Origin of the sequence: Streptomyces mutabilis, from assembly GCF_014649815.1 — a bacterium.
Lineage (GTDB): Bacteria > Actinomycetota > Actinomycetes > Streptomycetales > Streptomycetaceae > Streptomyces > Streptomyces mutabilis.
Window position 1 is genome coordinate 254,270 of sequence record NZ_BMTT01000009.1, and the last position, 14,141, is coordinate 268,410.

Here is a 14,141-nt window from a genome sequence, read left to right on the forward strand (position 1 = left end):
CCGTTGCCGAACAGCGACCGACCACCGCCCGCAGGACGACCGAGGGGAAGCCATGGACCACGCGGCAGCCGGCTCACCGGACGCCCAGAGCCTGCCGGGCTGCTACCGCCACCCGGACCGAGAGACCGGCATCCGCTGCACCCGCTGCGAACGCCCCATCTGCACGGACTGCATGGTCAATGCATCCGTCGGCTTCCACTGCCCCGACTGCGCCAGCGGCCGCACCGGTGGCAACGGCCCCGCCCCGGCCGCCTCCCGGCCCCGCACACTCGCCGGCGGCACCATCGCCGCCGACCCCCACCTCCTCACCAAGATCCTCATCGGGATCAACATCGCGGTCTTCATCGCCGTCCACACCCTGTCGGAGACCTTCCTCGGCGACATGGTGCTCATCGGACAATGGCCCCCCACTCCGTACGTCCCGCACGAGGGCGTCGCGGAGGGCGAGTGGTACCGCCTGGTGACCACCATGTTCACCCACGAGGAGATCTGGCACCTCGGCTTCAACATGCTCAGCCTCTGGTTCCTCGGTGGACCCCTGGAAGCGGCCCTCGGCAGAGCCCGCTACCTCACCCTCTACCTCGCCTCCGGCCTCGCCGGCAGCGCCCTCACCTACCTGCTCGCCTCACCCAGCCAGGCCACCCTCGGCGCCTCCGGCGCGATCTTCGGCCTCTTCGGCGCCACCGCCGCACTCGTCCGCCGCCTCAACGCCGACATGCGGCCGGTCGTCATCCTCCTGGCGATCAACCTGGTCTTCACCTTCACCTGGAGCGGGATCGCCTGGCAGGCCCACATCGGCGGCCTCGTCGCCGGCGCCGCGATCGGCTACGCCATGCTCCACGCCCCGCGCGAGCGGCGGGCGCTCGTGCAGTACGGCACCTGTGCGCTGGTCCTGGTGGCCGTCGTCGGCCTGACCCTGTTGAGGACCGCCCAGCTCACCTGAGCGCGGGTTGTCCACAATGTGTGGCCGATCTTGTGCACAGTGTGCGGGAACAAGTGTGCCCCCTGTCGCTGACCAGTGTTTTCGCAGGTCAGGCAGGGGGCGAACGAGTTTTCGGTTGCCAGTACTTCCGTCACACCGGCGTCAACGCCCGGCGGGTTATCCACAGATCGTCTTTCTTTTCCACCTGTGGACAACGCCTGTGGATAACTCGGTGGATAGCCCTGGGGAGAGCTGTTCCGGGGCTACTGTCGGGTTACTTCCACTGCGTCGAGACACCGAATCCGGCGGCGATGAAACCGAAGCCCACCACGATGTTCCAGTTGCCCAGGGAGTCAATGGGCAGTGAACCGTCGGTGACGTAGAAGACGACGATCCAGGCGAGACCGATGACGAACATGGCCAGCATGACCGGGGCGACCCAGCCGCGGCTCGTCAGCTTGATGCTGGTCGCCTGCTTCGACGGCGGCGGCGTGTAATCGGCCTTCTTGCGGATACGTGACTTCGGCACGAGGGTCTCTCCTGTCGATGCGCTGCGTGGCCGCGCAGGGAACGGGGTCGGGGACTTGGAGCGCTCCCCCGGGCGTCCGTTAGCGTAGTGCTTCCGTGGCGCCGAAGGAGATAAGGGTACGTTGAGCAATTCTGCCGACTCCCCCCAGGCGGGATCCAGCCCCGCCCGCGGGCGCCGTTTCCGGCCCGTGCGAGTCCTGACGGCAGCGGTCTTCGCGCTCGCGGGACTCATCTTTTTCACCAGCTTCGACACCGCGAAGGGCACCAATATCCGTACGGATGCCTCTTTGCTCAAGTTGTCCGATCTCATCCACGAGCGCAGCCGGGACAACGGCGAACGCGAGGAGTCCAACGCGGCCCTGCGCGAGGACATCGAATCGCTCGCCGAGCGCGACGACGGGCGCACGAAGTCGGAGGACGACAAGCTGGCGGCTCTGGAGGAGAAGGCGGGCACGCAGGAACTGAAGGGCGAGGCGATATCCGTCACGCTCGACGACGCCCCGCCGAACGCCACCGCCAAGCTCCCGGGCTACCCGGAGCCCCAGCCCGACTACCTGGTGATCCACCAGCAGGACCTGCAGGCGGTCGTGAACGCCCTGTGGCAGGGCGGCGCCGAGGGCATCAAGGTCATGGACCAGCGGCTGATCTCCACCAGCGCGGTCCGCTGCGTGGGCAACACCCTCATCCTCCAGGGCCGCGTCTATTCGCCGCCGTACAAGATCCAGGCGGTCGGCGACCCGGAGAAGCTGAAGAAGGCGCTGGCCGCGTCCCCGGCGATCCAGAACTACATGGTGTACGTCAATGTCTACGGGCTCGGCTGGAAGGTCGAGGACGACGGGACGGTGACGCTGCCGGGCTACTCGGGCACGGCGGACCTGCAGTATGCCCAGCCTGTGGATTGACGCCTTTGCGGAGGGCCCCGCGCCGCTAGTCTGGTGCGGTGCGGCGTGAGTGCGGCGCCGTGGTGCGACGGAAGGGACGGCATGTACGGCTGGATCTGGCGGCATCTGCCGGGGAACGCGTGGGTGAAGGCGCTGCTCTCGCTCGTGCTGGCGGTGGCCGTGGTCTACGTCCTCTTCCAGTACGTCTTCCCGTGGGCCGAACCGCTGCTTCCCTTCAATGATGTGACGGTGGACAACCAGTGAGCGCGCGCATCCTCGTCGTCGACAATTACGACAGCTTCGTCTTCAACCTGGTCCAGTACCTCTACCAGCTCGGTGCCGAGTGCGAGGTGCTGCGCAACGACGAGGTGTCGACGGTGCACGCCCAGGACGGCTTCGACGGCGTGCTTCTGTCCCCTGGGCCGGGTACGCCGGAGCAGGCTGGGGTCTGTGTCGACATGGTCCGGCACTGCGCGGCGACCGGGGTCCCGGTCTTCGGTGTCTGCCTGGGCATGCAGTCGATGCAGGTGGCGTACGGCGGTGTGGTGGACCGGGCGCCGGAACTGCTGCACGGCAAGACCTCGCCGGTCGAGCACGCGGGCAGAGGAGTCTTCGCCGGTCTGCCCTCGCCCTTCACGGCGACGCGGTACCACTCGCTGGCGGCCGAGCCGGCCACGGTGCCGGCGGAGCTGGAGGTGACGGCGCGTACGTCCGACGGGATCGTGATGGGGCTGCGCCACCGGGAACTTCCCGTCGAGGGCGTGCAGTTCCATCCGGAGTCGGTGCTGACCGAGCACGGGCACCGGATGCTGGCCAACTGGCTGGCCGAGTGCGGTGACCAGGGTGCGGTGGCGAGGTCGGCGGGGCTCGCCCCGGTGGTGGGCAGGGCCACGGCGTGACCGCGCTGCGCCCCGAGCGCGACTCCGGCACGGCCGGTGACCAGGGATCCTCGTACGGGCAGCCGTACGGGGATTCCGGCGCGTTCGGGGGCGGTTGGGACGGGTGGTACGAGGATTTCACCTCGCAGGGGGCGACGCAGGTCCCCGTCGACGACGAGACGGTGGCGTTGCGGGTTCCGGACCCGCCGCCGGTACGGGCGCCCGCCGCGCCTCCTCCGGGTGGGGGTCGCGCGGCCCGCAGGAAGGCCGCGAAGCGGCGTCACGGGCGCCGTGGCGGCTCCCGAGGGCCTTCCCCGGCCCAGGAGTCGGACGAGGCGTCGCAGGCCCCTCTGTCGCGTGTGGAGGCGCGTCGGCAGGCCCGCGCCCGGAAGCCGGGCGCCGCGGTGATCGCCAGCCGTGCGGTCGGTGAGCTCTTCATCACGACCGGTGTGCTGATGCTGCTGTTCGTCTCGTACCAGTTGTGGTGGACCAACGTCCGCGCCCAGGCGCAGGCGGACAAGGCGGCGAGCAGCCTCCAGGAGGACTGGGCGAAGGGCAAGCGCAACCCGGGGGTCTTCGAGCCGGGGCAGGGTTTCGCGCTGCTGCACATTCCGAAGCTGGACGTGGTGGTGCCGATCGCCGAGGGCATCGACGACGAGAAGGTCCTCGACCGCGGCATGGTCGGGCACTATGCCGAGGGTGCGCTGAAGACGGCGATGCCGGACGCGAAGACCGGCAACTTCGGCCTGGCGGGGCATCGCAACACGCACGGTGAGCCCTTCCGGTACATCAACAAGCTCCAGCCGGGTGATCCGATCGTCGTGGAGACGCAGGACGAGTACTTCGTCTACAAGATGGCGTCGATCCTGCCGGTGACGTCGCCGAGCAACATCAGCGTCCTCGATCCGGTGCCGGAGCAGTCCGGCTTCGAGGAACCGGGCCGCTACATCACCCTCACCACGTGCACGCCGGAGTTCACGAGCAAGTACCGGATGATCGTCTGGGGCAAGATGGTCGAGGAACGGCCGCGCAGCAAGGGCAAGCCGGATGCGCTCGTCAGTTAAGGGCGGATGACCAGTGGCAGCGACCACCGACACGCAGCACGAAGAGCAGTCCGGCACGGACGGCCCTGCGGCGCCCGCGGCACGCCGCCGCGGTCGCGCGGGGCGGATCGTCGCGCGGACCGTCAGTGTCTTCGGTGAGCTCCTCATCACCGCGGGCCTGGTGCTGGGCCTGTTCGTCGTCTACTCCCTGTGGTGGACGAACGTGGTCGCCGACCGCGCGGCGGGCGAGCAGGCGGACAAGGTCCGTGACAACTGGGCCCGGGACCGGGTCGGATCGGACGGCCCGGGGGCGCTGGACACCAAGGCGGGCATCGGATTCCTGCACGTGCCGGCCATGGGCGACGGCGACATCCTGGTGGAGAAGGGCACGTCGATGGAGGTCCTCAACGACGGCGTGGCCGGCTACTACACCGACCCGGTCGAGTCGGCGCTGCCGACCTCCGGCAAGGAGGGCAACTTCTCCCTGGCGGCGCACCGGGACGGGCACGGGGCCAAGTTCCACAACATCGACAAGATCGAGGAGGGTGATCCGATCGTCTTCGAGACGAAGGACACCTGGTACGTCTACAAGACCTACGCCGTCCTCCCCGAGACCTCGAAGTACAACGTCAGGGTCCTCGACCCGGTCCCCAAGGAGTCCGGGAAGAAGAAGGCCGGCCACTACATCACCCTGACGACCTGCACGCCGGTGTACACGAGCCGGTACCGGTACGTGGTGTGGGGCGAGCTGGTGCGCACGGAGAAGGTGGACGGGGAGCGGACGCCGCCGAAGGAGTTGCGGTGAGCTGTCCGGGGTCCTGTACGGACCCCGGTCCTCCAGCATGACGGAGGCCCGAAGCCGCGACTTGCTCTTGCGACTCCGGGCCTCCTCGTTCGCGTCACTGCAGGACGGTCAGTGGTGCTCCGGCCGCCCATTCCTTTAGGAGCCCGCGGTGTACGGCGGTGCGCTGGACTGCGATTGTCTGGTGCGTTGGTCGATGCGGTCGTCGAGAGCGGACGAGTCTGGCGGGACGGGTTGTCCACAGGTTGTGCGCGGGCCAGGTACTCCATGTCCAGATGGACACGCACCTGACGTGCGACTTCGCTGTCTCGGAGCAGCATGGCGACGTTGAGGACGGAACGACGCGAGCAGAGAGTGAGGCTCGACCGGGGCTGTGGATCACCTGCCGGATGGCGTGACAGGACGTCACGCTTGGATCGTGCCGGCTCAGAGCCTTTGGGCGTCAGCATTGCATTGCTCCACAGCTCCTCACGGTGCTTTGCCTTGAGCTGACGGATGGCCTCAGTGGTGACTTCGAAGTACGCCGCCACCATCGCCGTGGTCACATGCGTGCCGTCCGGCAGCAGGGGAGTGCCTTGACGCGGTCGAGTACGTCGGTGCGTTCGAGGACGCTGTTCCGCAGGGCCGCTGACACCAGCAGGGCCGTCTCGCTGATCACGGCCGTCCCTCTTTCGGGTTGTGTGGTCACCCTGAGTCAGCGAGTCATGACATATGAAAACACGAGCTGTATCACCGCGGGAACGACAGAGCCCCGGTCCCTCCGGTGAGGGTCCGGGGCTCCTGCCGTGCGCGGGGGGTCTCGCGGGAGCGTCAGTCGTCGCCGCGGAGGCCGCCGATGAAGCCGCCGCTGTTGTTGCCGTTGTTGCCGCCGTTGCCGTTGTTTCCGCCCACGGTGGTGAGGGTGATCTGCGTGGCGGCCGGGTCGGCGACCTCGGAGTTGGCAGGCGGGGTCTGCTGTATCACCACGGCGTTGCCGTCGTTGGGTCCGGAGACCTGGATGTTGGTGAAACCGGCCTGGTTCAGGGTTTGCTGGGCCTGTGCCAGGGGGGTGCCGAGCGGGATCTCGGGCACCTTCGTCTTCTCGACGGCCTTGGCGATCTTCACGTTGATCGTGCTGCCGCGGTCGACGTCCTTGCCGCCCCCGATGCTCTGCTCGAAGATCGTGCCTTCGGCCTGAGCGGCGGAAGGCACCTGTTCCTGGGTGCCGAGGACGAGACCTTCCTCCTCCAGACGCTTCCTGGCGTCCTCGGGAGTCATGCCGGTCAGGTCCGGCACGGTCACCTGCGCCTGCTCCTTGGCGACGGTCAGGGTGACGGTGGTCCCCTTCTCCCGTGACGCACCGCCTTCGGGGTCCTGGGAGAGGACCGTGTCGGGAGTCTCGGTGGACTCCTCGGACTGCTTTTCGACCTCGAAGCCCTTGTCCTTCAGCGCCGCTTCGGCCTCGCTGTAGGTCAGTCCCTCGACGTCCGGGATCTCGATCTTCGGCGCACCCGTCGAGACCACCAGGTCGACGGCGGACTGCTTCTGCACGGAGGTGCCCTGTTCGGGGTTCTGCGAGCAGATGTTGCCCTTGGGCTGGTCCTCGCAGGGCTGCTGCTTGAAGGTCAGCTCCAGGTCGGCGTTGTCCGCCAGTTGCTGGGCGTCCGCCTTGGTCTGGCCGACGAAGGCGGGTACGTCGACCTTGTCGTTGCTGGGTCCCGCGTCTTCGCCGAAGAGGTGCATGCCGATGAGGATCGCGCCGACCAGGACGAGGACGCCGGCCAGGACCAGGAAGACCGTGGAGGCGTTGGACTTGCGGGACTGCTGGCGGCGCCGGTCGGGGCGCTCGTCGTAGCCGTAGCCGCCGTCGTCCGGGTTCATCGGCGGCAGCATGGTCGTGGCGCCCGCGCCGGCGTCGGAGCGCAGGGCGGTCGTCGGCTGGTCGTCGGGGTAGGCGCCGTAGCCGCCGGCGGCCATGGCGCCCATCGCGGCGGTGGCTGCGACGGGCTGGCCGTCGAGGCAGGCCTCGATGTCGGCGCGCATCTCGTCGGCCGACTGGTAGCGGTAGTCGGGGTCCTTGACCAGCGCCTTGAGGACGATCGCGTCCATCTCGGGCGTGATCTCGGGGTCGAAGACGCTGGGTGCCTGCGGTTCCTCGCGCACGTGCTGGTAGGCGACCGCGACCGGGGAGTCCCCGACGAAGGGCGGGCGCACGGTCAGCAGCTCGTAGAGGAGGCAGCCGGTGGAGTACAGGTCGGAGCGGGCGTCGACCTGCTCGCCCTTGGCCTGTTCCGGGGAGAGGTACTGGGCGGTGCCGATGACCGCGGCCGTCTGGGTCATGGTCATGCCGGAGTCGCCCATGGCGCGGGCGATGCCGAAGTCCATGACCTTGACCTGGCCGTTGCGGGTGAGCATCACGTTGGCCGGCTTGATGTCGCGGTGGACGATGCCGGCCCGGTGCGAGTACTCCAGCGCCTGGAGGATGCCGATGGTCATCTCCAGCGTCCGCTCCGGCAGCAGCTTGCGGCCGGAGTGGAGCAGCTCACGGAGTGTGGAGCCGTCGACGTACTCCATGACGATGTACGGGATCGACACGTTGTCGATGTAGTCCTCGCCCGTGTCGTAGACCGCCACGATCGCGGGGTGGTTGAGCGAGGCGGCCGACTGGGCCTCCCGGCGGAAGCGGGCCTGGAAGGACGGGTCGCGCGCGAGGTCGGCGCGCAGCGTCTTCACCGCCACGGTGCGGCCGAGCCGGGTGTCGTGCGCGAGGTATACCTCCGCCATGCCACCACGGCCGAGCACCTGGCCCAGCTCGTACCGGCCGCCGAGGCGACGCGGCTCTTCCATGGTTACCTACCAGCCCTCTCCGTCGGTCCCGACCGGCATGCTTGTACGGTCGGAGGCTGCCGTCCGGCCTACCGTACCCGGCTCGCTCCGGGTGGCTCGGCCAAGCCCGATACCCGATACAGGACCGGTATCGCAACGTGCGCCTATGTGAAGGGGACGTGATCGGAGTCACGTCCTGTTCAGCCCGTGGTCACTTCTTGCTCTCCAGAACGGCCTCCATCACGTTCTTGGCGATCGGGGCCGCGAGGCCGCCGCCGGAGATGTCGTCACGGACGGCGTTCTCGTCCTCGACGACCACGGCCACGGCGACCGGCGAGCTTCCGTCCTCGCCCTTGGCGTAGGAGATGAACCAGGCGTAGGGGTTCTCCTTGTTGTCCACGCCGTGCTGCGCGGTGCCGGTCTTCCCGCCGACGGTGACGCCGTCGATCCGCGCGTTGGTTCCGGTGCCCTTCTCGACGACGGTCTCCATCATGTCCTGGAGGATCTGGGCGTTGTCCGCGGACAGCGGCTTGCTCATCTCCTCGGGGTCCGTCTTCTCGATGGTGTCGAGGTTGGGTGCCTGGAGTTCGTCCACCATGTACGGCTTCATCAGGGTGCCGTTGTTGGCGATGGCCGAGGTGACCATGGCCATCTGGAGCGGGGTGGCGGCGGTGTTGTACTGGCCGATGGCGGAGAGCGCGGTCTGCGACTGGTTCATGTCGTCGGAGAAGACCGAGGCGCTGGAGCGGACGGGGACGAACTGCTCCTCGGTGAAGCCGAACTTCTTGGCCGTCTCGAGCATCTCGTCGTTGCCGAGGTCGGAGCCGACCTTGCCGAAGACGGTGTTGCAGGACACGCGGAGTGCTTCGCGGAGGGAGGCGTTCTCGCAGGGGAGGTCGCCCTCGTTGGGCAGCTCGGTGGTGGTGCCGGGCATGGTCCAGGGCAGGGGGGAGTCGGTCTTCTCGTCCGCCGAGTCGTACAGGCCGTGCTCCAGGGCGGCGGCCGCGGTGAGGACCTTGAAGGTGGAGCCGGGCGGGTAGACCTCGCGCAGGGCCCGGTTGAGCATCGGGTCGTCGGGGTTGTTCTTCTTCTGGAGCTTGTTCCAGGCCTCGCCGGCCGCGTCGTCGCTGCCGGCGATGGCGGTGGGGTCGTACGAGGGGTAGGAGGCCATCGAGAGGATCTTGCCGGTGGACGGTTCGATCGCGACGACGGCACCCTTGCCGCCCTGCTTCTTCAGGCCGTCGTAGGCGGCCTTCTGGGCGGCGCTGTTGAGGGTGGTGACGACGTTGCCGCCCTCGCGTTTCCTGCCGGTGATCATGTCGAGGGTGTTGCGGAAGAAGAGCCGGTCGTCGTTGCCGGTGAGGATGCCGTCGTCGATGGCCTCGATCTGGGTGGCGCCGTAGGCCTGGGAGACGTAGCCGGTGACGGGCGCCCACATGGCGCCGTCCTTGTAGGTGCGCTTGTACTTGAAGTCGCCCTCGGTGGTGGCGTGGCCGGTGATGGCCTTGCCGTCGACGATGATGTCGCCGCGCGGGCTCGCGTAGCGCTCGATGGCGACGCGGCGGTTGTGCTCGTCCTCCTTGAGCTCGTCGGCCTGGACGTACTGGAGCCAGTTGTCGCGGATGAGCAGGGTGAGGACGAGGAGGCCGCAGAAGATCGCGATGCGGCGCAGTGGCTTGTTCACGGGCGGACCACCTGGGTCATTTCGGCGTCGGGGTTCGCGGGGGCCGAGGGTGCGGGCCTGCGTGCCGTGTCGCTGATGCGCAACAGGATGCCGATCAGGGCCCAGTTGGCGATGACGGAGGAGCCTCCGTAGGCGAGGAAGGGCATCGTCATACCGGTGAGCGGGATGAGGCCCATCACACCGCCGGCGACGACGAAGACCTGGAGGGCGAAGGCGCCGGACAGGCCGATGGCGAGGAGCTTGCCGAAGGGGTCGCGGGCGGCGAGGGCGGTGCGCACGCCGCGTTCGACGATCAGTGCGTAGAGCAGGAGCAGCGCCATGAGGCCGGCCAGGCCCAGTTCCTCGCCGAAGGTGGCGAGGATGAAGTCGGAGTTGGCGGCGAAGCGGATCAGTTCGGAGTGGCCCTGGCCCCAGCCGGTGCCGAGGGTGCCGCCGGAGCCGAAGGCCCACAGGGCCTGCATGGCCTGCTCGGAGTGGCCGACCTGGTTGGCGCGGGAGAGCATGAACTCGCGCATCGGGTCGAGCCAGGCGTCGACGCGCTGCTGGATGTGGGGTTCGAAGCTGGCGACGCCGACGGCGCCGACGGCGGACATCATGAGACCGAAGACGATCCAGCTGGTCCGCTCGGTGGCGACGTACAGCATGATCACGAACATGCCGAAGAACAGCAGCGAGGTGCCGAGGTCGGTCTCGAAGACGAGGATGAGGATGGAGACCATCCAGACGACCAGGATCGGGCCGAGGTCGCGGCCGCGGGGCAGGTAGAGGCCCATGAAGCGGCGGCTGGCGAGGGCCAGCGCGTCGCGTTTCACCATCAGGTAGCCGGCGAAGAAGATCGCGAGGACGATCTTGGCGAATTCGCCGGGCTGGATGGAGAAGGAGCCGACCTGGATCCAGATCTTGGCGCCGTAGATGTTCTTGCCGAGACCCGGCACCAGCGGGAGCAGCAGCAGGAACAGCGCGGTGACCATGGAGATGTAGGTGTAGCGCTGCAGGACGCGGTGGTCCTTGAGGAAGATCATCACGGCGACGAACAGGGCGATGCCCATCGCGGTGTACATGAGCTGGCGGGGTGCGGCGGTGCCGGCCTGTTTGATCTGCTGGAGCAGTTCGGACTGGTCGAGGCGCCAGATGGCGACGAGTCCGAGTCCGTTGAGCAGGGTGGCCAGTGGCAGCAGCAGCGGGTCCGCGTAGGGCGCGAACTTGCGCACGACGAGGTGGCCGACGCCGGCCAGCAGGCCGAGGCCGAGGCCGTAGCTCAGCAGGCCGGCGGGCACCTCGTCGTTGATGGCCAGTCCCACGTTGGCGTACGCGAAGACCGGGATGAGTACGGCGAACACGAGCAGGGCCAGCTCGGTGTTGCGCCGGCTCGGGGCGCCGATGGCGCCGATCGTGGACGTGTGGTGCGTCGGCGAGTTGGAAGTACTGCTCATCGGGTGACGGTGCCTCTCACGGCTGGCCTACTGCTTACCGCACAGCGAGGCGACCTTCTGCTCTTCCTCCGAGAGGGTCGGGCCGGGGCCTGGGGTGGGTGCGGTCGTGGACGGGGGCTCGGACGATTCGACTGCCTTCGGCGTTCCCGACGTGCTCGGGCTCGGTGAGGCCTTGGACGTGAAGGAGGCGGGAGTGGTTCCCGTGGTGCCTCCGGCCTGTCCCTCGCCAGGCTTCGCGTTCTGTTCGGTCTCCGCGGCGCTCTGCTCGGCCTTCTTCTTGCAGGCGGAGGCCTGGACCGCCAGTTCCTCGATCTTGGCCCGCGCGTCGGCGAGGTCGCTCTCGGGGATGGTGGCCTCGACCAGTTTCTGCTGGTAGGGCGGCAGGTATTTGAGTTCGATCTCGGGGTGGTCCTTCTGGACCTTCGAGAGCGAGATCCAGGCCAGGTCCTGGCTGATGCCCCGGTACAGCGCGAGGTGGTCGTCCTTGGTGCCGACGTAGTACTGGGTCTGGGTCCAGCGCCAGCCGCCGTACGTGCCGCCGCCGAGGACGGCGAGGGCGAGCACCGTGTAGAGGGATCTTTTGAGCCACTTGCGGCTCTTGCGGGGCTTGGCGAAGTCGTCGGGGCCGTAGTCGTCGAAGCCGCCGGCCGGGATGAAGCCGGTGGTGTCGCCGCTGCCGGGCGGTCCGAATTCGCCGCCGCCGTGCCGGCCGCCGCCCTGGCGGCCGAGGCCGGCGGCGCGGCCGGCCGGGGTCTGCATGATGCCGTTGTCGCCGAAATGAGCCTGGTTCTCGGCGACGGCGCCGACCACGACCGGGGTGTCGGACAGCTGCCCGGCGAGGGTGTCGCCGGTGTCCAGGTCGAGGACGTCGGCGACGATGACGGTGATGTTGTCGGGGCCGCCGCCGCGCAGCGCGAGCTGAATCAGCTCCTGCACGGTCTCCTGCGGTCCCTGGTAGCTGGCGAGGGTGTCCTCCATCGTCTGGTGGGAGACGACGCCGGAGAGTCCGTCGGAGCAGATCAGGTAGCGGTCGCCGGCCCGGACCTCGCGGATGGACAGGTCGGGTTCGACGTGGTCGCCGCTGCCGAGCGCCCGCATCAGCAGTGAGCGCTGCGGGTGGGTGCCGGCCTCCTCCTCGGTGATGCGGCCCTCGTCGACGAGGCGCTGTACCCAGGTGTGGTCCTGCGTGATCTGGGTCAGGACGCCGTCGCGCAGCAGGTAGGCGCGGGAGTCGCCGACGTGTACGAGGCCGAGGCGCTGGCCGGTCCACAGCAAGGCGGTGAGGGTGGTGCCCATGCCCTCGAGGGCGGGGTCCTCCTCGACCATCTGCCGCAGCTGGTCGTTGGCGCGCTGGACGGCGTGGCCGAGGGAGGTGAGGAGGTCGGAGCCGGGCACGTCGTCGTCGAGGGCGACGATGGTGGAGATCACCTCGGAGGAGGCGACCTCGCCGGCGGCCTGGCCGCCCATGCCGTCGGCGATGGCGAGCAGGCGGGGGCCGGCGTAACCGGAGTCCTCGTTGCCCTCCCGGATCATGCCCTTGTGGGATCCGGCGGCGAAGCGCAGTGACAGACTCATGCCCACCTCGCCCGTCGGCTGCTCCGGGTACAGCCGGTCGTGTCGAGCCACACTGCCCACCCTCCGGTCGGGAGCGCGCCGGGGCCCGGGGGGCCGGCCGCCGTTGCGTGCTCGCTCCGCTCGCGCTCAATCATTGGTGTAGCACTACTTCCGCAGCTCGATGACGGTCTTGCCGATGCGGATCGGCGCACCCAGCGAAATCGGTGTGGGGGTCGTCAGCCGGGACCGGTCCAGGTAGGTGCCGTTGGTGGAGCCCAGGTCCTCGACGATCCACTGGCCGTTCTGGTCCGGGTAGATCCTGGCATGGCGGCTGGAGGCGTAGTCGTCGTCGAGCACGATCGTCGAGTCGTGTGCCCGGCCGAGCGTGATGGTCTGGCCCTGGAGGGCAACGGTGGTGCCGGTGAGGGTGCCCTCCGTGACTACCAGCTTGGTGGGGGCGCCCCGGCGTCCCCGGCCGCCGCCTTGCTGCTGGCGCTGCGGTGGTGGCGCCTGGCCTTGGCGCGCGGCGGCCTGCTGCGGCCGGTCGGCGCCGCGCCGTGCTCCGCGCTGGGTGACCCGCGTGCCGAACAGGTCGCTGCGGATGACCTGCACGGCCACGATCACGAACAGCCACAGTACGGCCAGGAAACCCAGCCGCATGACCGTGAGGGTCAGCTCTGACATTGCCCCCGGATCACCCTTCGGCTTGCCTATAGATAACGGTGGTGCTGCCCACGACGATTCGCGAGCCGTCGCGGAGCGTAGCGCGGGTGGTGTGCTGCCCGTCCACCACGATGCCGTTGGTGGACCCGAGATCCTGGATCGTCGAGGGCGTTCCGGTCCGGATCTCGCAGTGCCGGCGGCTCACGCCGGGGTCGTCGATCCGCACGTCGGCCTCGGTACTGCGTCCGAGCACGAGGGTCGCGCGGGAGATCTGATGGCGGGTGCCGTTGATCTCGATCCAGTGGCGGGTGCGTCCGCCGGCCGCGGGTGCGGCCGGGGGTTGCTGGCCGCCCGCGGGCTGCGGGTAGCCGTAACCGCCGGGGCGGCCGCCGGGTGGCGGCGCACTCGGCATGGGCGGGGCGCCGGCGGGCGGGGCGGGCTGCGGGTAGCCGTAACCGCCGGGTGCGCCGGGGCGTCCGGTCGGGGTGGGGGGCGCGGCGGGGCCGGCGGGTTCCGGGCCGCCCTGGTGACTGCTGGAGGAGGCGAGCGTACGGCTGCGCACCCGGTACAGGCCGGTGTCGAGGTCGTCCGCCTTCTCCAGGTGGACCTTGATCGGTCCCATGAAGGTGTAGCGCTGCTGCTTGGCGTAGTCGCGGACCATGCCGGCGAGCTCGTCGCCGAGCTGGCCGGAGTAGGGGCTGAGGCGCTCGAAGTCGGGCGTGCTCAGCTCCACGATGAAGTCATTGGGTACGACGGTGCGGTCGCGGTTCCAGATGGTCGCGTTGTTGTCGCACTCGCGCTGGAGCGCTCCCGCGATCTCCACGGGCTGCACCTCGGACTTGAACACCTTCGCGAAGGTGCCGTTGACCAGACCTTCGAGACGCTGCTCGAACTTCTTCAGGACTCCCATGGGGCACCTCCTCCGTCGCTGCCGTCCTGTCCACTGTC

13 protein-coding genes are annotated in these 14,141 nt (G+C 68.8%); 6 read left to right on the forward strand and 7 right to left on the reverse strand.

Annotated elements, in window-relative coordinates; genetic code table 11:
* Positions 1 to 52: 52 nt before the first annotated feature.
* Positions 53 to 943: a rhomboid family intramembrane serine protease gene (locus IE142_RS20430; RefSeq protein WP_191887070.1), complete on the forward strand. Its 891-nt coding sequence runs from the start codon at positions 53 to 55 to the stop codon at positions 941 to 943.
* A 253-nt stretch (positions 944 to 1,196) separates the two neighbouring features.
* On the opposite strand, the gene crgA is transcribed toward IE142_RS20430, so the two are convergent.
* Complete coding sequence (gene crgA, locus IE142_RS20435) at positions 1,197 to 1,451, reverse strand: cell division protein CrgA (RefSeq protein WP_003975080.1); 255 nt, start codon at positions 1,449 to 1,451, stop codon at positions 1,197 to 1,199.
* 121 nt (positions 1,452 to 1,572) lie between these two features.
* On the opposite strand from crgA, the gene IE142_RS20440 reads away from it, so the two are divergent.
* From IE142_RS20440 to IE142_RS20460, 5 genes are all read left to right on the forward strand, one after another.
* Entirely contained in the window at positions 1,573 to 2,352 is a 780-nt protein-coding gene (locus IE142_RS20440; RefSeq protein ID WP_191887071.1) for a DUF881 domain-containing protein, read from the forward strand.
* Between the two features lie 81 nt (positions 2,353 to 2,433).
* On the forward strand, positions 2,434 to 2,595 hold the full coding sequence (locus tag IE142_RS20445) for a hypothetical protein (RefSeq protein WP_043382636.1): 162 nt from the start codon (positions 2,434 to 2,436) through the stop codon (positions 2,593 to 2,595).
* The gene (locus IE142_RS20450) at positions 2,592 to 3,230 is read left to right on the forward strand and encodes an aminodeoxychorismate/anthranilate synthase component II (RefSeq protein ID WP_191887072.1); all 639 of its coding nucleotides are present in this window, start codon (positions 2,592 to 2,594) and stop codon (positions 3,228 to 3,230) included. The genes IE142_RS20445 and IE142_RS20450 overlap by 4 nt, the downstream gene beginning before the upstream one ends.
* Positions 3,227 to 4,273, forward strand: coding sequence for a class E sortase (locus IE142_RS20455; RefSeq protein WP_191887073.1), 1,047 nt, complete (start codon positions 3,227 to 3,229; stop codon positions 4,271 to 4,273). The genes IE142_RS20450 and IE142_RS20455 overlap by 4 nt, the downstream gene beginning before the upstream one ends.
* A 13-nt stretch (positions 4,274 to 4,286) precedes the next feature.
* Positions 4,287 to 5,057 (forward strand): class E sortase, encoded by a 771-nt coding sequence (locus IE142_RS20460; RefSeq protein ID WP_191887074.1) that lies wholly within the window; start codon positions 4,287 to 4,289, stop codon positions 5,055 to 5,057.
* 807 nt (positions 5,058 to 5,864) lie between these two features.
* Here the strand turns inward: IE142_RS20460 and pknB are convergent.
* From pknB to fhaA, 6 genes are all read right to left on the reverse strand, one after another.
* Positions 5,865 to 7,880, reverse strand: a complete 2,016-nt coding sequence (gene pknB, locus IE142_RS20465; protein ID WP_191887075.1) for a Stk1 family PASTA domain-containing Ser/Thr kinase — start codon at positions 7,878 to 7,880, stop codon at positions 5,865 to 5,867.
* Positions 7,881 to 8,070: 190 nt separating this feature from the next.
* Entirely contained in the window at positions 8,071 to 9,543 is a 1,473-nt protein-coding gene (locus tag IE142_RS20470; protein WP_191887076.1) for a peptidoglycan D,D-transpeptidase FtsI family protein, read from the reverse strand.
* On the reverse strand, positions 9,540 to 10,976 hold the full coding sequence (locus tag IE142_RS20475) for an FtsW/RodA/SpoVE family cell cycle protein (protein WP_191887077.1): 1,437 nt from the start codon (positions 10,974 to 10,976) through the stop codon (positions 9,540 to 9,542). The genes IE142_RS20470 and IE142_RS20475 overlap by 4 nt, the downstream gene beginning before the upstream one ends.
* A gap of 27 nt (positions 10,977 to 11,003) precedes the next feature.
* Positions 11,004 to 12,551: a Stp1/IreP family PP2C-type Ser/Thr phosphatase gene (locus IE142_RS20480; RefSeq protein ID WP_191887109.1), complete on the reverse strand. Its 1,548-nt coding sequence runs from the start codon at positions 12,549 to 12,551 to the stop codon at positions 11,004 to 11,006.
* A 144-nt stretch (positions 12,552 to 12,695) separates the two neighbouring features.
* The gene (fhaB, locus tag IE142_RS20485) at positions 12,696 to 13,214 is read right to left on the reverse strand and encodes an antibiotic biosynthesis regulator FhaB (RefSeq protein ID WP_100048619.1); all 519 of its coding nucleotides are present in this window, start codon (positions 13,212 to 13,214) and stop codon (positions 12,696 to 12,698) included.
* A 10-nt stretch (positions 13,215 to 13,224) separates the two neighbouring features.
* Positions 13,225 to 14,103: an antibiotic biosynthesis regulator FhaA gene (fhaA, locus tag IE142_RS20490; RefSeq protein ID WP_191887078.1), complete on the reverse strand. Its 879-nt coding sequence runs from the start codon at positions 14,101 to 14,103 to the stop codon at positions 13,225 to 13,227.
* Between the last annotated feature and the right edge of the window lie 38 nt (positions 14,104 to 14,141).